Origin of the sequence: Clostridium liquoris (assembly GCF_002995785.1) — a bacterium.
GTDB lineage: Bacteria > Bacillota > Clostridia > Clostridiales > Clostridiaceae > Clostridium_AO > Clostridium_AO liquoris.
In genome coordinates this window covers 42,656-64,220 of record NZ_PVXO01000054.1, presented here as the reverse complement: position 1 = coordinate 64,220, position 21,565 = coordinate 42,656, and the positions used below count along the sequence as shown (strand labels likewise).

Below are 21,565 nucleotides of genomic sequence, written 5' to 3'. Positions count from 1 at the left end.
CATCTATATTTCTACCAGTTAATTTCTAAACCTACTCCAACCTCTTTCACCGGCAAAGCTTTATGTATTTCTGCTTTAACATTAAATGAAGTGCAATGGCAAGGATATAGTTCTTTTACCTTATTCTGCTTCAGATAATCAACTGTTTTATCAACTTGTTCATTTACTTTGAACAAATGAAAGCCTCCAATAACTCCTACTACTCTATTATCTTTACATACTTCTTTTGCATATTCTATTATATTGCATATACCACTATGAGAGCATCCTGTAATAATATAAATGCCATTTTCATTTTGTATGATCATCGTGGCCATGTGAAATAGCAATAGTACTTATATTTTCTATATCTACACCTAATGCAGCTGCATTTTTAGAAATAAATCAGAGTACCCTACATCCAATAATAAGCTAGTATCCTCATCTTCAATATAATATGAAACAGCAGGTTCACCGCAATAATATTGGTCAATATATGTATTATTATCTACTAAAACTTTTATTTTCATCTTCTGTGCCTCCTCCAAACAATTTATATACCATCAGGCAATTTTCCCATTTGGCTTATCACCATTTTATAATATTGCCCTTTTTTATCCATAAGGCTTTTATGATTTCCACTTTCTAATATTTTTCCATCACCAATTACCATAATGTGATCAGCATCTCTAATAGTGGACAAACGATGCGCTATCAAAAAACTTGTACGATTTTTCATTAATCTTAGTAATGCATGCTGAATATCTTTTTCAGTTTTTGTATCAACACTACTGGTTGCTTCATCTAAAATTAAAATAGCACTGTCACATAACACTGCTCGAGCAATAGCTATGAGTTGACGTTGTCCCTGACTTAAGTTATCCGTAGCTCCAGACACCATTGTATGATAACCTTTTGGCAATTTATCAATAAAATCATGAGCATGGGCTATTTTTGCAGCTTTTATCACCTGTTCATCAGTTGCATCCTTTTGTGAGTAGCGAATATTATCCATAATTGTACCAGTAAAAAGACATGTATCTTGCAGCACCACTGAAAAACATTTTCTAAGGCTATTTCGTTTTATATTTTTAATTGATTCATTATCAATTAAAATTCTACCACTATCAGCATCATAAAAACGAGTCAAAAGATTCACAATAGTAGTCTTTCCTGCACCAGTTTCACCTACTAAAGCAACTACCTCTCCCGCCTTGACGTTAAAACTTATATTCTTCAATATAGGCGTAGATTTATCATATGAAAAACACACATTTTCAAAAGTAACATTGCCATTTGGATGCTCTATATCAATAGCATTTAAAGCATCTGCTGTCTCCTCTTTACTATCTATGATTTCAAAAACACGTTCGGCTCCGGCAAGTGCCGCTTGAATAGTATTAAACATGCCTGCAATAGAATTAAGCGGCTGTGAGAATTGTTTTGAATAACTCATAAAACTAACTACAGTGCCAATGGCCAAGCCGTATTCTACTGACAGCACACCACCTACAATAGCAACAACTGCAAAAATAAAATTGTTAATAACATTCATAAGTGGCATCATATATCCAGACCATATTTGTGCCTTGCTGCTGCTTTCATATAACTTTTCGTTAATCTCTTCAAACTGTCTTATAACATCTTGCTGTTTACCAAAAGCTTTTACCATTTTTAGTCCTAATATATTCTCCTCAATTACTCCATTGAGTGAACCAAGACTCTGCTGCTGTGCCAAAAAGTAAGCACGGCTTCGTGATGCAATTATATGTGTTAAAAGCATTACAAGAGGAATACATAATAAAACAACAAGTGTAAGAGGCACATTTAGTGTTATCATTACTACAAAAGAACCAACTAATGTTAAAACACTTGATATTAATTGCGTGGTTGTTTGTGCAATAGTAGAACTAATATTATCTACATCATTTGTAATTCTGCTCATTATATCACCATGAGAACGCGTATCATAAAATTCTAATGGAAGCTTCTCCATTTTTTTAAACAATTCTGTACGCAGTGCAAATACTAGCTTTTGTGAAACCTTAAGCATAATAACTCCATTGATAGATGAAATGATCCAATTACTTACATATAAGACCACAATTATCAGTAAAAACCATATAAGCATTTTTGTTTCCACTGTTCTAGTTGCAATTTTAAATGTATTGAAAGTTTTTCCTATAAAATAAGGAATTGAAACGGAAATTACTGAAGAAAAGACTGTAAATATCATAGCCACAAATATTGTTTTAGCCCAACGCATATATATTTTTATAATACGCATTAGTGTACCCTTTGCATTTTTAGGCTTTGCAGTTGGTGCAAAACGATTCCTACCACCACCGCCTGGTCTTCTTCCAATGGATGGCATCTTTACTTCCTGCTTAGAAAATTGTTGTGCCATTGCTTACACTTCCTTAACGCTTTCTATTTGGGCTTTATAAATATCTCTATATACTTCGCAATGTTCCATAAGCTGATTGTGTGTACCATATCCAACTTTTACCCCATTGTCCATAACTAAAATTCGGTCTGCAAACATAGCTGTTCCGCAGCGTTGAGTAATGGTAATTACTGTCTGATTTCTTGTTTTAGAGCTTAGATTTTCCCGTACTTTAGCTTCAGTTAATGCGTCTAGTGCACTAGTTGCATCATCCAATATAAGTATAGAAGAATTTTTAAGTATTCCACGAGCTAATGAAATACGTTGCTTTTGCCCGCCTGAAACATTTACTCCAGAGCTCCCTAAAAGGCTTTCATAACCACCTTGCATATTTTCAATAAAACCAGCTTGTGCCATATCTGCAGCCTGGTGCAGCATTTCATCGGTGGCCTCCTTGTTCCCCCATCTAATATTTTCGCCAATAGATCCTGAAAAAAGCATTGGCTTTTGTGGTACAATGGCAATATTATTTCGTACTGAATCAATAGTTAGTTCTTTAATATCACATCCGTTAACCAAAATTTGTCCGCTTTTTACATCATAAAATCTCAAAAGTAACCAAGCAATTGTAGATTTACCACTGCCCGTTGGCCCAATTATTGCCAAGCTTTGTCCATCTTTTACGGAAAATGATAAATCCTTTATGGCAGGTACACCACTACCGTTAGGATATGCAAAAGTGACATTTTTAAAATCAATATCCCCATTTAACTCCTTTATTTCACCACTACGAGTAAACTCCCCATCACAATCAAATACTTCTTTAATACGTGCAGCAGAAGCTTTTGTTCGTACAAAGGTATTAAATATATTTGTTATCATAATTAAAGACGTAAGAATTTGTGCCATATAAATTGTAAATGCTGTGATATCCCCTGTTTTTGCAAGATTTAAAGTAAACAATCTGCTGCCAATATAGATTACAATTACTGTACCAATTCCAACTACAAGTGTTATCAATGGTGATACTAAGGTAATAACTATTTGAGAGGATATACCCTTTTGCATTAAATCTGTATTTGCATTCTCAAACTTATCAGTTTCATTATCATATGTCCCAAATGCCTTAACCAAGCGCACGCCTATTAAATATTCCTGCACAACCGAGTTCACATTATCCATAGCCTTTTGTAATTTATAAAAACGTGGATAACTCAATCTCATACTAACAATAATAAGAATAGCAACTACTGCAACAGTACCGTAAATAATAAGGCTTAGCTTAAAATTAAGCATACTTGCAAGTATTATACTGCCAATACATGTAATAGGTGCTTTTAAAAAAATTCGCATAATTCCATTTACAAACTGTATAATTTGTGATGTATCGTTAGTCATACGTGTAATAAGCGATGCACTTTCAATTTTGTCAGTAGATAATTCAGAAAAATACACAATTTTTTCAAATAAATCATATCTCAAATCTGCTCCCATGCGCTGTGAAACTTTACTGGCTAAAATACTTCGTGTAATGGCAAAGCATGCACCCAAAACAGTAACTATAAGCATAAGCATTCCCCAGTAATAAACTTTAGAAAGGGATCCTTGATTAATTCCTGTATTAATAATATTTGACATAAGCGTTGGGCCAAGCAAATCACAAATTGCCTCAAGTGCAACGCAAAAAACAGCTACCAAAAATGGCAACTTATATTTTTCAAAATACTTGCTATATAAATTCATTTTTGCAATCCCCTTCTTAGATTAAAGTTTAATTTTCATATCATAAATTATGTTACCACCTACATTCGTGAATTCTTCCCAAAAGTTTGGATAAGATTTTTCCACCGCTTCACTATTATTTATTATTAAAGGTTCTTCACAAGCTATAGAAGCTACAGCTAGAGCCATGGCAATTCTATGGTCATTCCAACTGTCTACAACACCGCCCTTTAATTTTTTATTACCCTTTATTATGAGGCTATCTTCTAGTTCTTCAATATCTCCACCAATTTTATTTAATTCACAAGCTATAGCATGTAATCTATCACATTCCTTTATTCTAACCCTTTTAGCATTAATAATTTTTGTAACACCATTGCTTACTGACCCTGCCACTGCAAGGATTGGAACTAAATCTGGAATTTCAGATGCATCAATGGTTATACCCTTTAATTCACTAGGATTTGCTTTAATAAAATCATGATTTATATCTATAATTCCTCCCATGGATTTTATTATATTTATAATTTCCTTATCACCCTGTAATGAATTTATATTTAAATTTTTACAGCTTATTTCCTCCCCAATTGCTCCTGCAGTAAGCCAAAAGGCTCCCTGAGAAAAATCACCTTCCACTTTATAATCCCTAGCTAGGTAACTTTGATTGCCCTTTATATAAAATTCTCTATAAAGATTATTTTCAATCTTTATTCCAAACTTATTTAATATATCCATAGTTAAATCTACATAAGCCTTTGACTCCAGCTTTGATGTAATAATTATCTTTGAATCCCCATTAAGAAGAGGAAGTGCAAACATCAGCCCTGTGATAAACTGGGAGCTTATATCCCCTTTTAAATGGAATTCACCTGGTTTTAACTTACCCTTTACCCTTAAAGGTAAATTGCCTTTTTCATTTTGGTAAAATATATTTTCATTTCGAAAAATATTGTAATATTCATCTAAAGGACGTTGTGGCAATTTGCCTGTTCCTGTAAAGGTTACTTCCCTGTCTCCCTGAAGAAGAGCTATGGGGATTAAAAATCTTAAAGTAGAACCAGATTCTATGCAATCTACAATGCTATTTTGTATTTCAATTCTACTTACCCCTTTTATATCTAATGCTCTATTGTTATCTTTATTTATTTCATTGATGCAAACTCCAAAATTTTTCATTCCATGAATAGTAGCCAGTATATCTTTGGAATATGCTATATTTTCTATAATACTTTCTCCTTTTGCAAGTCCTGCAGCTATTATTGCTCTATGTGCCAAACTTTTAGAAGGAGGAATATTTATACTTCCTCTTAATTTTCGGGGAAAAATTTTAATGCACTGCACTTTACCACTCCTTTATTTTCACAACACATATAAATACTGCTAGAATCTTAGTTTATCAAAACTAAAACTCTAGCCTACATATCTATCTTCTTGCCTTGCCTGAAATGTGTTCTATATTTACTTTTATAATCTTTACTCTATTACTAGCGGCTCTTATGTATTCCTCTCTTGCTTCTTTATATTGCTTTGAGTATTTATCTATGAGTGCTGATAATGCCTTATGTTTTTCTCCACCAAAAACTTCCAAGGCTTTTCCAAAAACAATTACACTATGATACCTTATTATTTGACTTAATGCTATCTAGCTTCTGCCCTTCTATAGCACAGTGAAAATATATGCAATTATCTATATATACATAGTTAAGTGGTACTCCATACGGATAGCCCTCATTAGTTATTATAGATAAAATTCCATATTCACCTTTATTAAGTATTTCAAGGGCTTCTGTAATATCAATGGCCCTATCTTTTTTTCTCATTTCTCTAAACATTTATAATCCCTTCCAACCCATTTGCTGTGTCTAAATCTTTCCCAATATAATATTACAAAAACTGTATTACAATTAATATTTTACTATATATTATCTCTCATGTATACATGACACCCTATGTTTTATACTATTGTCAACCTAATTATAAAAATTAGTTTACAAATAAAAATTAATATGATACTATAAAAAAAGTACAGAACACTTTTTAAAGGGGGTTTTAAATTGAAACTATCAACTAAAGATCTAATATTATGCGGAATGTTTGCTGCAATAACAGGTGTTGCTTCTCAAATTTCCATACCTATTCAACCAGAACCTTTTACAATGCAGGTATTAGCTGTTTATTTATCAGGTATCATATTAGGTTGTAAAAAAGGATTTATATCTCAATTAATATATGTGGCTTTAGGAGCTATTGGAGCACCAGTTTTTGCAAATTTTAAAGGAGGTATACAAGCTATTGTTGGTCCTACAGGAGGATTTATTATAGCCTTTCCTTTAATGGCATTAATAATTGGTTACTTCTCCCAGGAATCAGAAAACAAATTTAAATTAGCTTTTGGGCTTATTTTATCATTGATTCTATGCTATACCATGGGAACAGTTCAGCTTTCCATAGTTACAGGAATGTCTATTTCAAAAGCAGTAAAGGTAGCAGTGGTACCTTTTGTAGCATTTGACTTAATTAAAATAGCCATAGCCTATATTATAGGATTTAGAGTAAAAAATAGGGTGAGTATAGAATTATCTTAAATTTGTAAACCTAGATTATATATTGCCTGTAAAACATAATAGAGATAGATTCATCAATCTACCTCTATTATGCAAATGCTATTAGTTAATAACATTCAATTGCAATATTTATCATGAATAGCTTTTAATTCATCCCCATGTGGCAGCTTAATCACCTGATCTAAATATTCATGCAGCTTCTTATTTTCTTCTTTAAGTTTAGGTAATGATTTGTTATCTATAGCGTTCAAACTGTTTTGTACAGAGACTTTTACCTTATCAGTATAATTATATAGTTGTTTTGTATAAGCAGCATTAACTTTTGTCCCATTAACCATATCCATTGGGCTTTTCCCTGCAATAAATCCTTTTACTAAAGTAAAAATAAAAAATGCTACTAAAGCAAATATTATAAGCTTGGCTACCTTTTTTACTATGCATATTATAATGGATATTACAATTATTACTGCCAATATAAATAATAAATTATCCCTAGTCATAGAAAATTGTCTCCTTTATATAATTATTTTGCTATGATAATTCTGTTAAACATTATTATCTTTTCTCTATACTCAGTTATTTATCTTATAAAAATTCATAATACCTTTCTATTTTACCTTTGAGCTCCATGATACTTATAAATCTAGCTTCTCTTATTATTTCTTTGCCATCTATATATGCAAGAATACAAGGTAAAGTAAATACACTAAAAGTACCTGCAGCTTCTGGTACTTTATCAATTTCTACCTTGCCATATCTTATCAATGGATAGGATTTAAGCAATTCTTGAATTTTAGGCAGTAGATTAATACATACATTACAGCTGTTGGAGGAAAAGTACACCATACTTATTCTATTTTCTTTTATAAAATTATTGATACTCTCTATAGAATTTAATATTTCCATCATATCACTCCTTGTCTCCGCTTTAATGCAAATAATTTTACTCTAACATTATAACATAAATTCTTAAGTAAGTATCTCACTCATTTTACCTACTATTTCGTTGTAAAACATTATTTTATAACACATTAAAACTGTTTAAATCCTTAAGAAATTCATTAAAGGTTAATACTCTGGAAGGATCTAAAACAATCTTTGCACTTTCCAGCATCTTTTTATCTTCCGTAACTAAAATGTATTCTTTGTGATTTTTACAGATATCAATAAGACTATAGTCATTATGAGATATTTTATATCCCTCTACAAAGTACATGTTATTATTGCTATCCTGTTTTATACAGCTATTTTCATTATGACCTTTTAAACTAGAGCCATCATTATTTATAATGTGTCCAAGTAGTTTTAAAAACCTGTCTGTAAGCACATGCATTCCATTTATATTTCGAAATTCTTTTATAGATAGTTCCCCAGCTATGTCCTGAGATATTTTAAAATCAATTCCTTCCCTATTTTCTATAGTATTCAATAACTGAGGATATTCATTCCAAATCCTTATAACTATATTAGCATCTAGTAGATATTCCTTAATCATGATTAATTTCTCCTTTATAATACATGTGACTTAGAGAGAATTCAACCTTATCTTTTAATTACTGGCTAAAAAAGTAATAGTAAATGTTGTTCCTTCCTTCACCTTGCTTCTTACCTCAATGATTCCACCATGACCTTCCACTATAGATTTTGAAAGAGCCAATCCAATTCCAACTGACTCCGAGTTTTTACTTTTCTTTCCTTTATAAAACCTTTTAAATATATGTGGAATTTCTTCTTTAGGTATTCCTTCCCCGTTATCTTTTACAATAATTCTAATACATACTGGAGTTCTTTCCGTAGAAACTTCTACCTTTCCTCCTCTTTCTGTATGTTCTAAAGAATTCTTGATTATATTTACAATCCCTTCTCTAAGCCAATTTGGATCATGCTCCATTATAATTTGTGAACTTTTATTCTGAAAATCAAGGTCTATTTTTTCCTGCTCTGCTTTTGCTTTAAGCACTTCTACAGCATCAGCAACTGTTTTATTTATGTCATAGCCAATTTTTTCAAATTTTATAACCCCTGCGTCTAATTTTGCCAGCCTAAGTAAACTTTTTACCAGCCATTCTATTCTATTCAATTGATTCTTACTATTTTCTAAAAACTCTTTCCTTTTTTCTTCGTCCAAATTTCTTTCTAAAAGTATATCATTATATATTATTAAAGATGATATAGGAGTTTTAAGTTGATGTGAAATATCCGAAAGTGTATCCACTAAAAATTTCTTTTCTTTTTCTACCGCTGAAAAATTATTTTTCATGATTACTCTCATATTATTGAAAGAATGGGCAAGCTTTGCGAAGGTCCCCTCTGCATTTTCATAAATTCCAATATCAAAATTATATTCCACTATATTTTGTGCTCCTAATATAAGTTTCTCAAGTCTTTTATAGATTATCATATATTGAATATAATTTCCCCAAAAAACAATAACAAAAAAGCAGACCAAAGAAATTAATATGCCTTTTAAAGCCATGTTATAACTATTTTCCATGGCTGGGATAAATTCAATTTTCAAATTTTCATTGAAGCCATATTCATTTAGTATTCTCTTTCCTTCTTCTATATGGCTTTTATCGGTCCCCTTTGTTATTAAAGGAATTATCTCACTACTTAATTCAGGATGATTCTTAATTATTTGTCCCGCTATAGCCATATTACTTTCTGTATAATTTATTTTCATTTTTTCATAGCTTATTTTTATTGTAAAAAAAGAAGCCATTAAAGTTATAAAGGCTAAAATTACAATTATCATTGAACTTCTTTTAAGTTCTGGATTACTGAAATATTTGTTCATAAATCTATTACTCCTTTTGTACCTCTAAGTCCCAAACATATCCAAGACCCCTTTTAGTTTTTATATATTCAGGATTTGAAGAATCATTTTCAATCTTTTCTCTAACTCTTTTTATATAAACAGAAAGGGTATTGGTATCAAAATATGCTCCTGCACCTTCTATTAATTGATCTAGAATTTCTTCCCTACTCATTGTTTTCTTAGAGTTTGTCATAAATATTAATAAAAGTCTATATTCTTGTGAAGAAAGCATTATCTCTATTCCTTTCTTTTCTACCTTTGCAGTTTCTGTATTTAACACTATATCCTTGGATTTTAATATATTATTTTTTTTAACAGTTTTACTTTCAAATCTCCTTTGAATAGCTTTAATTCTTGAAATAAGCTCCCTTACTCTAAAGGGTTTTGTTATATAATCATCAGCTCCAATATCTAACCCTAAAACCACATTTACCTCATCATCACAGGCAGTTAAAAATATTATGGGGACTTCGCTTTTACTTCTAATATATTTACATACATCATAGCCGCTTCCGTCAGGCAGCATTACATCTAATATAATTATGTCAAATGCATCTTCATCAAAAACTTTTATAGCCTCTTCTACACATGCACATCTAGTAACATTATATCCTTCATCTTTAAGTGTAAACTCTATACCTAAAGCCAATGCTTCATCATCTTCTAAAAGAAGTATTCTATTCATACTGCAAAACCCCCATAAAAAATATTTGTAGAATTATTATACCATAACTTAATATTACAGAGCACCTTTTTAGTTGACAGAGGACAATTGACAATTGACAGTTTAAGAAAAAAGAATAAATTAAGAACTAATAATAAAAGGTAAGAGTTTATGAAGAAATTCAGCAAGGCTGAATTTTCACCACAACTATTACCTCTTAGCTTTTAGCTCTTACTTATCCACATCTATTCTTTATTATTTACTCTTTATTATTTGCCCTTTATTCTTCTCCTCTTATAACCTCGATAGTATTTTCACTTTTTATTTTATTTAATGGTCTTATTACTGCAATTAAGCTTATAAATATTGCTGTACCTACTGCAATACCTATAGTTTGCCAAGGTATTGTCCATTTAAAACTCTTTAGATTTCTAAAGTTAGCAGAGCTTAAATATGATAGTCCTGTTCCAATTACACCACCGTAAATAGAACCATATACAGCATAAAGAATACCTTCAGTTAAAATCATTGCTCTTATATTTCTATAAGTCATTCCTAGAGCATTTAATGAGGCAATTTCTTTTCTTCTTAAAATTAAATTAGTTGTAATAGTGTTAATTATATTAACTCCACCAATTAGTGAAATTACTGCTATAAATCCATACATTAAAATTTGAAGCTGAAGAATACTTGATCTACCTTGCTCATTTTGTTTTATAGTATTTATAAGCTTTACTCCACTATTATCACTCAATGGCTGAATCCATTTTTGAAATTCCTGCTCTCCTTTTTCATCCTTTAGTATTATTCCTGCTGAATTATAGGGAATTTCATTTATATCTTTTCCACATATATTTTTGAAAGCATCCTTTGAAACTATTATTTGTAAATACTGTCCATTATTAGCATCAAACATATATGGTGGCTGGTCTACTACTGCTCCTACTTTAACCTTTACCATATCCTTTTTATTGAAAGTATTTACTTTATCATTAACTTTTATATTGTTTTCATTGTATAATAAAGCATTTTTATAAATATAAAAACTATCACCAGGTTTTAAATTAGTAAGAGGTCCTTCATACATACCCTTTTCCCCTCTTATCAAATTATCCTTTATAATTATAACTTCATTATCTTTAGCCATTTTTTCCTTATCAATTTTCCCAGCAGTTATATAATTTTTAGTTTTTTCCAGCTTAGTATCATCGTAAACATCAAATGCTGTATTTAATTTAATCATTTCTTTACTATTAAAATTGGTATTTGGATATATTTTAGGTACAAGATCTTCTGGTTCTTTTTCCTTTTTATCATTTGAAATTAATGCTTTTGATATATAATTTTCACGAGTTGTAATTACTTCTTTTACTTCACTATTTCCTTTTATTTTATCTATTATATTATCTGTTAAAGAACTACCACCTTTATTATCCAATACCCCCATTACAAAAAAGTGAACATTATCATCTTCTGTTTTTGACTGCGTAAAGTTCATAGTCATATTTGTAAATGAAGAGAAAAATATGAATAAAGTTATACTAATTACTATTGAAAATACTGTTATATTAAATCTCTTTTTATTTCTTTTTATATTTTTAAAAGCCATTAAGCTATTTATATTTAAAAACTTTTTAGCTATTCTACCTCTATTTTTTCTTATTTTTTCTTTCACTATGGAATTTCTACTGCTAATAGCTGTTAGAGGCGATATTTTGCTAGCAAATCTTGCTGGTATTAGTGCTGATACATATATTGAAACTAATCCTACTAATGCACTTATGGCTAGAATCTTATAGGATATAACCACATTTAATTGTTCAAATGCAGAATTTGACATCATCTTAAACACTTGAGACACCACGAATATTGCAAAAACACCTGATAAAAGACCAATTGGAATTCCTATTAAACTAATTACAGTAGCTTCTCTTAACACTATACTCCTAATTTGTGCTGGAGTGGCACCTACAGCCCTTAAAAGCCCAAACTGTTTTATTCTTTCAACAACACTGATTTGAAATGAATTATATATAACCGCTACTGTAGCAATAACCACTATGCCAATTATAAACGCAGCTATAGAATAAAGTGAATTGTTTATGTCTTTGTTTTCCCCTTCTCCTAAAAGCCTTATATATTCCTCATTTGTTCCAACATTTTTAAATGTTCCCTTTAATTCTTTAACCGTATCAGAAATATCTGCCTTCTTTGATATGCTCATGAAAATTGTTGATTTACTAATGTTAAATTTATTTGAATAAGTTATTCCCGTAGCTATTCCTCTATACTGATTATAAGCATTATTTTTAATAAATCCTGTTAATTTAAATTCTTTTATCTCACCATTTGAAAGCTTAAGTTTAACATTATCACCTATTTTAGGAGAATTGTCCAAATAATTTATTATCCAATTTTCTAAAGCTATTTCCCCCTCCGCTTTTGGAAGTCTTCCTTCCACTGCTTTATATGGCAAAAGCTCTAATGCATTTTTATTAAATTTTGTAAGTTCTATACTTTTTGAGGATTTCAATGAACTTTTATCCCACTTTTCACTAAGTCCTACCTTTTCTATTTTAGGATTGTTAGTAATTTGGCTGTAGCCTTTATCATCACTGTTAGTAATTGATACATGAAAGGAACCGTAATCCCTTATAGCATCTTGAACAAAAGTATTTTGCATGCTTTTAATAAATAAACCTATAGATGTAATAAGTGCTACAGAAAGTATTACTCCACAAATCGTAAGAATACTCCTTTTTTTATTATGTTTTAAATATTTATTAGTTATCTCTTTATAACTGTTCATGACTATTTATCCCCCTACCTTACTCTTTCATCAGATCTAATTTTACCATCCACTATAGTTATTACCCTGTCTGCCTGTTCTGCAATATTTATATCATGTGTTATAACTATAAGAGTTTGATTATATTTTTTAGATGAAAGCTTTAAAAGCTCTATCACTTCTTTGCTGTTTTTACTGTCTAAATTACCTGTAGGTTCATCTGCAAGAATTATAGCTGGCTTATTTATTAGAGCTCTTCCAATGGAAACCCTTTGCTGCTGTCCCCCAGACAATTCTGATGGAAGATGTGTTATTCTTTCTTTTAATCCAAGCATATTTATTACTTCTTCCAAGTAAGTTTTATCTACCTTTTCTTTATCTAATAGAGCAGGTAGCGATATATTTTCTTCTACATCCAATACCGGTATTAAATTAAAAAACTGAAACACGAATCCTATATTTCTTCTTCTAAATATAGCTAACCTTTCTTCATTTAATTTATATATATCTTCTCCATCTAAATAAACTTTACCTGAACTTGGTCTATCAAGCCCTCCTATAGCATGAAGTAGAGTACTTTTCCCTGAACCCGATGCGCCTACTATAGCCGTAAATTCTCCTCTATTTATAGAAAATGATACATTTTTTAGTGCCTCTACTTTGTTATTGCCTTCTCCATAAGTTTTTGATAAATTTTCAACCTTTAATATTTCCATTTTCTTACCCCTCTTTACTTTAAAATATCTATCTAACAAATTAATTAAACTGAACTATGTTTCTATTATATTTTTTTACCATATTTAAAACAATAACTGCTATCTTACATATAAGTGAGAACTCTTACAATTTTGTAAGATACCAGTGTAAGATAAAAATTAGCTTATATAGAAGTTCTTATTACAGCATTTTTCTTTAAAATTTTGCAATATTTTTCTTTAAAATAATGAATAAAAAAGGTTATAATGTAAAGAGAACAGCTATTTACGAAACTCATTATTAATTAATAAACTCTGAGGATATATATGAATATATAAAACCCACAGGAGTTAGAAATGTAACTTTAACTGGAGGTGTATAATATGGCAATTGATGTAAAAGCAATTGAACAACACATAAAAGGTATTTTAATAGCTTTAGGTGATGATCCTAATAGAGAAGGACTTAAAGATACACCTAAACGTGTTGCTAAAATGTATGAAGAAGTATTTGAAGGAATGTGCTACAGCAATGATGAAATTGCAGAAATGTTTAATAAAACATTTGAAGATGATTTATCAGTACAAGAAGGTTCTAATGATATGGTATTGATGAAAGATATAGAAATATTTAGTCATTGTGAGCATCACTTAGCATTAATGTACAACATGAAAGTGGCAGTAGCATATATCCCTAATAAAAAAATTATTGGGTTAAGTAAAATTGCAAGAATAGCCGATATGGTAGGCAAAAGACTTCAGCTTCAAGAAAGAATTGGAACAGATATAGCTTACATTATACAAAAAATAACTGATTCAGAGGATGTAGCTGTAATCATTGAAGGCGAACACGGCTGTATGACTACCAGAGGTATAAAAAAGCCTGGCACTAAGACAATAACCACTACTTTAAGAGGAAGATTTAATACTGATATAACTTTAAATAATAAATTAATGATGCTTTATAAATAGTGAGGCTGTAGCATTAAGAATAAATACTACAATATATTGTATGTAAATTTCTTAGTGCCACAGCCACAGTAATGGCTATTATACTATTTTACCCCTTAGCAGCATAAATGTTAGACCTATTAAAAACCATATGGCTACAATAATCCATTCTACTGTGTTTAAAGCAGCAGGGCTACCAGGGATAATCAATAGTCCTATAATAATAAGTGAAGTAATACAAGCTAATGATATTCCAAATTTTCCACCTGGAACTTTATAAGGTCTTGGAATATCAGGTTCTGTTTTTCTCATACGTAAACAAGCTGCACTAACCATAAAGCAAGCAAATATAAATGCCAAGGAACTAACATTTGTCAATGGTACTAGCATATTTTTGCCTAAAAATGGGCCAATTATTGTAAGAACCGCCATTATAGTATTAGGAACTTTTGGGGTTCCATTTTTTTTGTCCAATTCCTTAAATTTTTCAGGCAATTGACCTTTACGTCCCATAGCTAATAAAATTCTACTAGTAGCTCCAAAGAAAGAATTCATAGGTCCTAAGGGTCCCATAATAGCAATAAAAATCATTACCTTGGAAAAGACTCTTAGACCAATTACTGATAAAATAGTTAGGGCAGGAATGTTATAAGTAACAAATTTCTCCCATGGGACTATTGTACCAAATGAGTATATACATATTACATAAAATATGCCTGCAGCAAGTAATGATATACTAATAACCCTTCCAAATTTATTCCAATCCAATCCTTCTGCAGCTTCTTCGGCTTGCTGTGGAATTGTATCAAATCCCGCATAAAAAAATGGAGTCATAACAAGCACTGGAAGTATTCCCATCCATATGCTTCCACTGCCTGAAGATGATGGCTTATATATAGGCTGCATATTCTGGGGCCCTCCTTTGAATATAGAGATACCCATGGCAATTACCATACCTGCAAGTAATAATTTAGTTAGAAATCCTTGCAGCTTTGCAGCGGCAGAGGCACCTCTAAAGTTTAATCGAATAACATAAACTGCAAATGCAAGTGACACAAGTAGTGTTGGAAGATATACAGTAGCTCCCATAATATTATATAGTGGGATTATTTTAAGTTGAGGTATGAATTCTCCAACTAAAGTGGAAACTGCAATCGCCTCCCATGGACAAAGAATACCATTCCCTAGAGCAAGAAACCATCCAGTAAAATAAGATGGTTTGTCTCCAAAAGTACGTGAAACATATTCAACTATACCTCCTGCCACAGGAATAGCCGCTGTCAATTCACCAAATACCGCACCTATAGGGAGTAAAAAGATGGAACCTATAATAAATGCAATTATTGCAGCAGTAGGTCCACCCCCAATAATCATCCAGTCTCCAACTAATAAAACCCACCCAGTACCAATAATAGCTCCAAAACCTATTGTAAAGAAGTTCCATAAAGAAAGAGTTTTTTTCATTCCTATTTCTTTATTCTCTGTACTGCTAGACATTTTCTTGTTACCCCCTTTCTTAAAATATAAGCCACTAGTATCTGTTTTTTATTTACATGATAATTTACATTTTACACCTTCCTGCAATAGCTATCAAGGAACTTTTACCATTTATTTAATATTTTGTATACCCCCATTATTTTCTACATATTTAATTCCTTATATAACCTCAATGCAGTTAACAAGGCTCCTGATACAAATGCACAAAAAAGACTAAGTACTTAAGATTTGAGCGAATCTGCTTTAAACGACATAAAAAATGCTTCCTCCTAAGTAAACAAGTTTTATTATTTTACTTGTCTACTCATAAGGTAGCATACCAAATATTTAAAGGAGGAATTATTGTGGCATCTTCATTATCTCTTCCAAGTTTTTCACATATATATAGTTGTAATCATAATCTATTAACCTTAAATTTTTCATAATCATTAGTTCTCTGGATAGTGAAGGTCTTTGTACTCCCATTATATCAGCCAATTCCTCTTTCGTCATATTAAGTTTAATCTTTAAGCTCTTATTTTTTTTATAATCTATTAAAATGAATTCACATATCTTCTGCCTTATAGTTTTTAGGGATATCCATTTCAGCTTACTGCTTAGGGTTACTGACTTTGACGAAAGTAATGCAAGAAATTCTTTTAGAAATACATCATCATTTTTGCACAGATAAAACACTGCATCCTTTGGAATAAAAAGCACTGTAGTATCCATAGTACTCATTCCTGTCATGGGATAGGTATTACATTGCCCAAAGAGTAAGGCTTCTCCATAGATATCTCTATCTTTAAAATCTGTAACTACCAGAACCTTTCCAGATGAATCAATCTTTTGAATTCTTACATTTCCACTTAGGATTATATTTAGGGTATCACATTCTGTACTTTCTATAAATACCATACTATCTTTAGGATATACAGATATTTCATAATCTATATTCTTAAAGAGTTTGAAAAAGTCCCTTTCAGAAAAGTTTCTAAATAGATTGATATTCTTTAGTACATCATAATAATCTTCTAATCTCAATAAAATCACCTTTTATCCGAGTTGTAATATATGTTACATCTTGTTTTTATTATTATTATTATAATTCATCTTATTAGAATATCAAGGGAATTTTAAAATAATTCTAAAATAATTGGGGGTTACAAAATGAGTAAAATCAAAGAGCTAGTTAAATCAAAGAGGAAAATATTCATTCTCTCAGCGCTAATTCTATTAGCCTTGAGTTCCATATTTATCTTTAATGGTTTTCAAACGACTGCAAAGACTAAGACTATAGTGACAACAAAGGATGGAACATTCATAGAAGCTTCAGGTGTAGTTGAAAACAACCCAATAAATTTAAGTAGTGAAATATCAGGAGTCATAACAAATGTAATGGTAAAGGAAGGAGACCTGGTAAAAAGAGGGCAAATAATTGCAGAAGTAGATAATTCAAGTATAAAAAATCAATATGAACAAGCTTTGGATAATTTAGATGTGGCGAAAAAAAATATAGAGGTTTCACAGAAAAGTATTAAATCCTATCAAAATGTTTATTCTGATTCAAAGAATCAAGCTAAAAGTGCATATAATTTTGCAAATGACGAATATCAAAATGTCCTTGAAGGAGCAAGCACAGATGAAGTTAAGCAGGCTCAAGAAGCATATAATCAAGCTCTGATCAATCTTAAATATATGGAAAATAACTTAAATGCAAGCAAGACCCTGCTAACCAGTGGCAAGATAACTCAAATGAATTATGATGAAATCAAAAAAAATTATAATTTGGCAGTATCCCAAGTGAATACTGCAAGCGCTAAATTAGACCAGGTTAAAACTGGACCAAGTAGTGCAAATGTAAAGGCTGCAAAAGACAAGATGTCCCAAGCAAAGGCAGCTTATGAACTCAGCGTTTCTAATGGGGATATGCAGCTTAAACAGCTTGAAAATCAATATGAAATGGCTAAATTGAAATATGATCAAGCACAGACTATTGTAAATCAGCTTAAAAAGGAACTTAGTAAAACAGAAATCAAATCACCTACAGATGGTATCATAAATCTTTTAACAATAAATAAAGGTGAATTTACTCCACTCGGAAAACCAGTTGCAGAAATATCTGGTACTAACGATATGGAGATAAAGGTATATGTTTCAGAAGCTAATATTGGACATATAAAAGTAGGTCAGGAAGCAAATATCCATATTGATTCCACCAGTGAAGAAACATTTAAAGGCAAAGTAATTCGTATAAGCAGCAACGCTGAATTCACCCCAAAGAATATTCAGACTAAAGAAGAAAGGGTGAATACAGTTTTTGAAGTAAGACTTCAAATTTTAGATTCAAAAGGAGTAATCAAACCAGGGATGCCGGTTGATGTAAACATTAAAATAAATTAGAAAGGTTAAATTAGGAGAAATAAAATATGAAATGTGAAATTGAAATAAATTCTCTTACCAAAAGTTTCGGAGATATTACTGCTGTTGATCATTTAGACCTTAGGGTTAAAAGTGGCACTATATTCGGTCTCATAGGGCCAGATGGTGCAGGCAAAACAACAACTATGAGAATGCTTTGCTCACTGATTTCTCCGGATAGCGGCACTGCTAAAATAGGCGGAAATGATATTATAACGGATAGTGAAAAAATCAAATTAGATATTGGTTATATGCCTCAAAGGTTTAGTCTTTACGGTGATTTAACCGTGCTAGAAAACTTAATTTTCTATGCTGAAATATATCAAGTTCCCAAAAATGAAAGAGAAAAGAAAATCAGTTATCTGCTTAAATTTAGTAATCTAGAAAAACATTCCTATAAACTGGCAGACCAACTTTCCGGAGGTATGAAACAAAAGCTTGCTTTAGCTTGTAATCTAATCCATACTCCAAAGTATCTGTTTCTTGATGAACCTACTATTGGAGTAGACCCCGTGGCCAGAAGAGAGCTATGGAAAATATTATTTGAACTAAAAGAAAAGGGAGTAACCATATTTGTAAGTACGCCCTATATGGATGAAGCAGAAAGATGTGATGAAATTGGCTTAATAAGTAATGGGAGAATCATTAAAAAAGATACCCCCAATAAGATTATTAAGGATTTTACAAAACATATCATAAGCTTATATTCAACAGACAATTATAAGGCAAAGGATTTTTTAATATCCCTTGATTATATTGAGGATGCATACCTATTAGGTGAGGAACTTCATATTGTAGTTGACAATTATGAAGATAAAAAGGGAAAAATTATGAGAGACTTTAAAGAAAATAATATTGGTATTTATGATATAAACCTTGTTAACCCCTCCTTTGAAGATGTGTTCGTAAATATAGTAAAAAACGAAAAAGATAGGTTGTGATTTAATGGAAAATGCCATAGAGATAGAACATCTTACAAAAAAGTTTGGTAAATTTACAGCAGTGAATGATGTCAGTTTCAACGTAAAAAAGGGTGAGGTGTTTGGATTTTTAGGTCCAAATGGCTCTGGCAAAACAACAGTTATTAGAATGCTTATGGGTCTTATCAGCCCTTCTTTAGGAAAAGGAACTGTACTAGGTTATGATATTAGCAAAGATAATAATAAAATAAGAGAAAAGATTGGATATATGTCTCAAAAATTTAGCTTATATGAGGACTTAACCGTAGAAGAAAATTTGGATTTCTATGGTAGAGTGTATGGATTATCAGATAGGAAATTAGCCGAAAAGAAAAAAGAAATTCTTAAGATGGCAGACCTAGAGGGCAAAGAAAAAACGATAACATCCAACCTATCAGGAGGATGGAAACAGAGACTTGCTCTAGGAAGTGCCATAATTCATGATCCAGAAATATTATTCTTAGATGAACCTACTGGAGGAGTTGATCCTATAGCTAGAAGGAATTTCTGGGAGCTAATATATCAATTATCTGAAAGTGGGGTAACCATTCTTGTAACAACTCACTATATGGATGAAGCGGAGCATTGTAATACCATAGGATTTATATATTATGGTAATTTACTTACTCTTGATACACCCAATAATATGAAGAAAAATTCAATTGATGGAGATATCATTGAACTCAAAGTTGATGATACCTTAAAAACTATAGAAATCTTAAAGGAGAAGGATAAAATAAAGGAAGCATCTATATATGGTAACGGTATCCATGCTTTAGTTGAACCTAACCTATCCTTATCTGAGCTGGAGAAATATCTAAAGATAAATAAAGTTGAATGTAGCAGTATAAAAAAAGTTAATCCTTCACTAGAAGATGTATTTGTATTTTTAGTAAATAAAGAAAATAGCAAACAGCTAAAAAAATAGCCGTGTTAGGAGTGGTAATGTGAAATTCAACATAAAAAGGACCATAGCAGTAATTAAAAAGGAATTTTATCAGATTAAAAGAGATAAAAGAACTATAGCCATAATACTGTTAATGCCTATAATGGAACTATTATTATTTGGTTATGCCGCATCTACCAGCGTTGATCATATTTCAACCGTAGTGTATAACAATGATATAGGAACGGAAAGTCGTGAGCTTTTAGATAACCTTACTAATTCACAATATTTCAATATGAATTATATGGCAAATAGCATGGGCGATGTTCAGAAATACATAGATGACGGCTATGCAAAGGCTGGAGTCGTTATTCCCCCTGAATATTCTAAGAATATCAAGAGTGGAAAGACTGCTCAAATTCAGCTAATAGTGGATGGCTCTGATCCTACTACTGCTCAAACGATACTTTCAAGCGCAGGATCGGTAGTCCAGTCCATGTCAGTAAAGATCATTGAGAGCTCCTCCCCTAATATTACTATATCACAACCTTTTGATTTAAGGAGTAGAGTGTGGTACAACGCAGATATGAGCAGCATTAATTTTAATGTTCCAGGTCTAATAGGGGTAATATTGCAAACTGTAACTTTAATGCTTACTTCCTTTTCAATTGTAAGAGAAAGAGAAAAAGGCACCATGGAGCAGCTTATTGTAACCCCAATTTCAAAGATGGAGTTAATGGTTGGTAAAATAATTCCATATGTAATAATTGGATTCATTGATATAATTCTGGCATTGATATTGAGTATTTTCTGGTTTAAGGTACCAGTTGCAGGAAGCATAGCATTGTTATTGTTCTTCTCAGTAATATTTTTGTTCAGTGCATTAGGTATCGGGCTGCTCATATCTACTATATCTAAGAGCCAGCTGCAGGCAATGCAATTATCAATGTTTATGATTATGCCAAATATATTGCTCTCAGGATATATGTTTCCAAGGGAGGCCATGCCAAAGATAATACAAGTAATAAGCAATGTATTTCCATTGACATATTTCATAAAGGTCCTTAGAGGTATAATCCTTAAAGGAAATGGATTTTCATCATTAAAAAATGAATTCATCATACTAGTAGTATTTGGTGTGACTGTCCTTTCCATAGCTACTTTAAAATTTAAAAAGAAAATTGATTAATATAATATTAATTTATAGCTGCTAACAGAACGACAAAATAATGACTAAATGGCTGACAAGCTAAGTG

Annotated in this window: 20 protein-coding genes and 1 pseudogene; 6 read left to right on the top strand and 15 right to left on the bottom strand. The window is 31.2% G+C overall.

Features of this window, described 5'->3' with window-relative positions; genetic code table 11:
* Nucleotides 1–11: 11 nt before the first annotated feature.
* The 6 genes and pseudogenes from CLLI_RS10470 to CLLI_RS15125 all read right to left on the bottom strand — a co-directional run bounded on the left by CLLI_RS10470 (nucleotide 12) and on the right by CLLI_RS15125 (nucleotide 5,919).
* Nucleotides 12–509 (bottom strand): annotated as a pseudogene (locus CLLI_RS10470) (MBL fold metallo-hydrolase).
* Nucleotides 510–532: 23 nt separating this feature from the next.
* Nucleotides 533–2,386 (bottom strand): ABC transporter ATP-binding protein, encoded by a 1,854-nt coding sequence (locus CLLI_RS10465; RefSeq protein ID WP_106064160.1) that lies wholly within the window; start codon nucleotides 2,384–2,386, stop codon nucleotides 533–535.
* A gap of 3 nt (nucleotides 2,387–2,389) precedes the next feature.
* On the bottom strand, nucleotides 2,390–4,108 hold the full coding sequence (locus CLLI_RS10460) for an ABC transporter ATP-binding protein (protein WP_106064159.1): 1,719 nt from the start codon (nucleotides 4,106–4,108) through the stop codon (nucleotides 2,390–2,392).
* Nucleotides 4,109–4,129: 21 nt separating this feature from the next.
* The gene (aroA, locus tag CLLI_RS10455; RefSeq protein WP_106064158.1) at nucleotides 4,130–5,428 is read right to left on the bottom strand and encodes a 3-phosphoshikimate 1-carboxyvinyltransferase; all 1,299 of its coding nucleotides are present in this window, start codon (nucleotides 5,426–5,428) and stop codon (nucleotides 4,130–4,132) included.
* Nucleotides 5,429–5,510: 82 nt separating this feature from the next.
* The gene (locus CLLI_RS15130; protein ID WP_423236800.1) at nucleotides 5,511–5,675 is read right to left on the bottom strand and encodes a hypothetical protein; all 165 of its coding nucleotides are present in this window, start codon (nucleotides 5,673–5,675) and stop codon (nucleotides 5,511–5,513) included.
* 22 nt (nucleotides 5,676–5,697) lie between these two features.
* Nucleotides 5,698–5,919, bottom strand: a complete 222-nt coding sequence (locus CLLI_RS15125; RefSeq protein WP_423236799.1) for a pyridoxamine 5'-phosphate oxidase family protein — start codon at nucleotides 5,917–5,919, stop codon at nucleotides 5,698–5,700.
* A gap of 222 nt (nucleotides 5,920–6,141) precedes the next feature.
* On the opposite strand from CLLI_RS15125, the gene CLLI_RS10445 reads away from it, so the two are divergent.
* Nucleotides 6,142–6,672, top strand: a complete 531-nt coding sequence (locus tag CLLI_RS10445; RefSeq protein WP_106064157.1) for a biotin transporter BioY — start codon at nucleotides 6,142–6,144, stop codon at nucleotides 6,670–6,672.
* 95 nt (nucleotides 6,673–6,767) lie between these two features.
* Here CLLI_RS10445 and CLLI_RS10440 read toward each other — a convergent pair whose 3' ends face one another.
* The 7 genes from CLLI_RS10440 to CLLI_RS10410 all read right to left on the bottom strand — a co-directional run bounded on the left by CLLI_RS10440 (nucleotide 6,768) and on the right by CLLI_RS10410 (nucleotide 13,637).
* A complete protein-coding gene (locus tag CLLI_RS10440; RefSeq protein WP_106064156.1) occupies nucleotides 6,768–7,151 on the bottom strand; it encodes a hypothetical protein in 384 nt (127 codons plus the stop codon).
* Between the two features lie 85 nt (nucleotides 7,152–7,236).
* Nucleotides 7,237–7,560: a thioredoxin family protein gene (locus tag CLLI_RS10435; protein ID WP_106064155.1), complete on the bottom strand. Its 324-nt coding sequence runs from the start codon at nucleotides 7,558–7,560 to the stop codon at nucleotides 7,237–7,239.
* Nucleotides 7,561–7,672: 112 nt separating this feature from the next.
* Entirely contained in the window at nucleotides 7,673–8,146 is a 474-nt protein-coding gene (locus CLLI_RS10430) for a PIN domain-containing protein (RefSeq protein WP_106064154.1), read from the bottom strand.
* Nucleotides 8,147–8,200: 54 nt separating this feature from the next.
* Nucleotides 8,201–9,448: a sensor histidine kinase gene (locus tag CLLI_RS10425; protein WP_106064153.1), complete on the bottom strand. Its 1,248-nt coding sequence runs from the start codon at nucleotides 9,446–9,448 to the stop codon at nucleotides 8,201–8,203.
* Nucleotides 9,449–9,455: 7 nt separating this feature from the next.
* Nucleotides 9,456–10,154, bottom strand: a complete 699-nt coding sequence (locus CLLI_RS10420) for a response regulator transcription factor (RefSeq protein ID WP_106064152.1) — start codon at nucleotides 10,152–10,154, stop codon at nucleotides 9,456–9,458.
* Between the two features lie 259 nt (nucleotides 10,155–10,413).
* Nucleotides 10,414–12,942, bottom strand: coding sequence for an ABC transporter permease (locus tag CLLI_RS10415; protein WP_106064151.1), 2,529 nt, complete (start codon nucleotides 12,940–12,942; stop codon nucleotides 10,414–10,416).
* Between the two features lie 14 nt (nucleotides 12,943–12,956).
* Complete coding sequence (locus tag CLLI_RS10410) at nucleotides 12,957–13,637, bottom strand: ABC transporter ATP-binding protein (RefSeq protein ID WP_106064150.1); 681 nt, start codon at nucleotides 13,635–13,637, stop codon at nucleotides 12,957–12,959.
* A gap of 363 nt (nucleotides 13,638–14,000) precedes the next feature.
* Between CLLI_RS10410 and folE the strand changes: the two genes are divergently transcribed.
* Nucleotides 14,001–14,588, top strand: a complete 588-nt coding sequence (gene folE / locus CLLI_RS10405) for a GTP cyclohydrolase I FolE (protein WP_106064149.1) — start codon at nucleotides 14,001–14,003, stop codon at nucleotides 14,586–14,588.
* 78 nt (nucleotides 14,589–14,666) lie between these two features.
* Here folE and CLLI_RS10400 read toward each other — a convergent pair whose 3' ends face one another.
* Nucleotides 14,667–16,064, bottom strand: coding sequence for an APC family permease (locus CLLI_RS10400; RefSeq protein WP_106064148.1), 1,398 nt, complete (start codon nucleotides 16,062–16,064; stop codon nucleotides 14,667–14,669).
* 339 nt (nucleotides 16,065–16,403) lie between these two features.
* A complete protein-coding gene (locus CLLI_RS10395; protein ID WP_106064147.1) occupies nucleotides 16,404–17,087 on the bottom strand; it encodes a Crp/Fnr family transcriptional regulator in 684 nt (227 codons plus the stop codon).
* 126 nt (nucleotides 17,088–17,213) lie between these two features.
* Between CLLI_RS10395 and CLLI_RS10390 the strand changes: the two genes are divergently transcribed.
* Genes CLLI_RS10390 through CLLI_RS10375 form a run of 4 tightly spaced genes read left to right on the top strand, consistent with a single transcriptional unit; the run spans nucleotide 17,214 to nucleotide 21,498 of the window.
* A complete protein-coding gene (locus CLLI_RS10390) occupies nucleotides 17,214–18,446 on the top strand; it encodes an HlyD family secretion protein (RefSeq protein ID WP_106064146.1) in 1,233 nt (410 codons plus the stop codon).
* Between the two features lie 26 nt (nucleotides 18,447–18,472).
* Entirely contained in the window at nucleotides 18,473–19,405 is a 933-nt protein-coding gene (locus tag CLLI_RS10385) for an ABC transporter ATP-binding protein (RefSeq protein ID WP_106064145.1), read from the top strand.
* A gap of 4 nt (nucleotides 19,406–19,409) precedes the next feature.
* Nucleotides 19,410–20,351: an ABC transporter ATP-binding protein gene (locus tag CLLI_RS10380; protein WP_106064144.1), complete on the top strand. Its 942-nt coding sequence runs from the start codon at nucleotides 19,410–19,412 to the stop codon at nucleotides 20,349–20,351.
* A gap of 19 nt (nucleotides 20,352–20,370) precedes the next feature.
* A complete protein-coding gene (locus CLLI_RS10375) occupies nucleotides 20,371–21,498 on the top strand; it encodes an ABC transporter permease (protein ID WP_106064143.1) in 1,128 nt (375 codons plus the stop codon).
* The last annotated feature ends 67 nt before the right edge of the window (nucleotides 21,499–21,565 follow it).

What these genes read in the sequence shown, in the direction of transcription:
- CLLI_RS10385 (WP_106064145.1), top strand. Translation starts at nt 18,473, where the DNA reads ATGAAATGTGAAATTGAAATAAATTCTCTTACCAAAAGTTTCGGAGAT.
- CLLI_RS10380 (WP_106064144.1), top strand. Translation starts at nt 19,410, where the DNA reads ATGGAAAATGCCATAGAGATAGAACATCTTACAAAAAAGTTTGGTAAA.
- CLLI_RS10400 (WP_106064148.1), bottom strand. Translation starts at nt 16,064, where the DNA reads ATGTCTAGCAGTACAGAGAATAAAGAAATAGGAATGAAAAAAACTCTT.
- CLLI_RS15125 (WP_423236799.1), bottom strand. Translation starts at nt 5,919, where the DNA reads ATGTTTAGAGAAATGAGAAAAAAAGATAGGGCCATTGATATTACAGAA.
- CLLI_RS10430 (WP_106064154.1), bottom strand. Translation starts at nt 8,146, where the DNA reads ATGATTAAGGAATATCTACTAGATGCTAATATAGTTATAAGGATTTGG.
- CLLI_RS10440 (WP_106064156.1), bottom strand. Translation starts at nt 7,151, where the DNA reads ATGACTAGGGATAATTTATTATTTATATTGGCAGTAATAATTGTAATA.
- CLLI_RS10425 (WP_106064153.1), bottom strand. Translation starts at nt 9,448, where the DNA reads ATGAACAAATATTTCAGTAATCCAGAACTTAAAAGAAGTTCAATGATA.
- CLLI_RS10415 (WP_106064151.1), bottom strand. Translation starts at nt 12,942, where the DNA reads ATGAACAGTTATAAAGAGATAACTAATAAATATTTAAAACATAATAAA.
- CLLI_RS10410 (WP_106064150.1), bottom strand. Translation starts at nt 13,637, where the DNA reads ATGGAAATATTAAAGGTTGAAAATTTATCAAAAACTTATGGAGAAGGC.
- CLLI_RS10435 (WP_106064155.1), bottom strand. Translation starts at nt 7,560, where the DNA reads ATGATGGAAATATTAAATTCTATAGAGAGTATCAATAATTTTATAAAA.
- CLLI_RS10465 (WP_106064160.1), bottom strand. Translation starts at nt 2,386, where the DNA reads ATGGCACAACAATTTTCTAAGCAGGAAGTAAAGATGCCATCCATTGGA.
- CLLI_RS10420 (WP_106064152.1), bottom strand. Translation starts at nt 10,154, where the DNA reads ATGAATAGAATACTTCTTTTAGAAGATGATGAAGCATTGGCTTTAGGT.
- CLLI_RS10460 (WP_106064159.1), bottom strand. Translation starts at nt 4,108, where the DNA reads ATGAATTTATATAGCAAGTATTTTGAAAAATATAAGTTGCCATTTTTG.
- CLLI_RS10390 (WP_106064146.1), top strand. Translation starts at nt 17,214, where the DNA reads ATGAGTAAAATCAAAGAGCTAGTTAAATCAAAGAGGAAAATATTCATT.
- folE (WP_106064149.1), top strand. Translation starts at nt 14,001, where the DNA reads ATGGCAATTGATGTAAAAGCAATTGAACAACACATAAAAGGTATTTTA.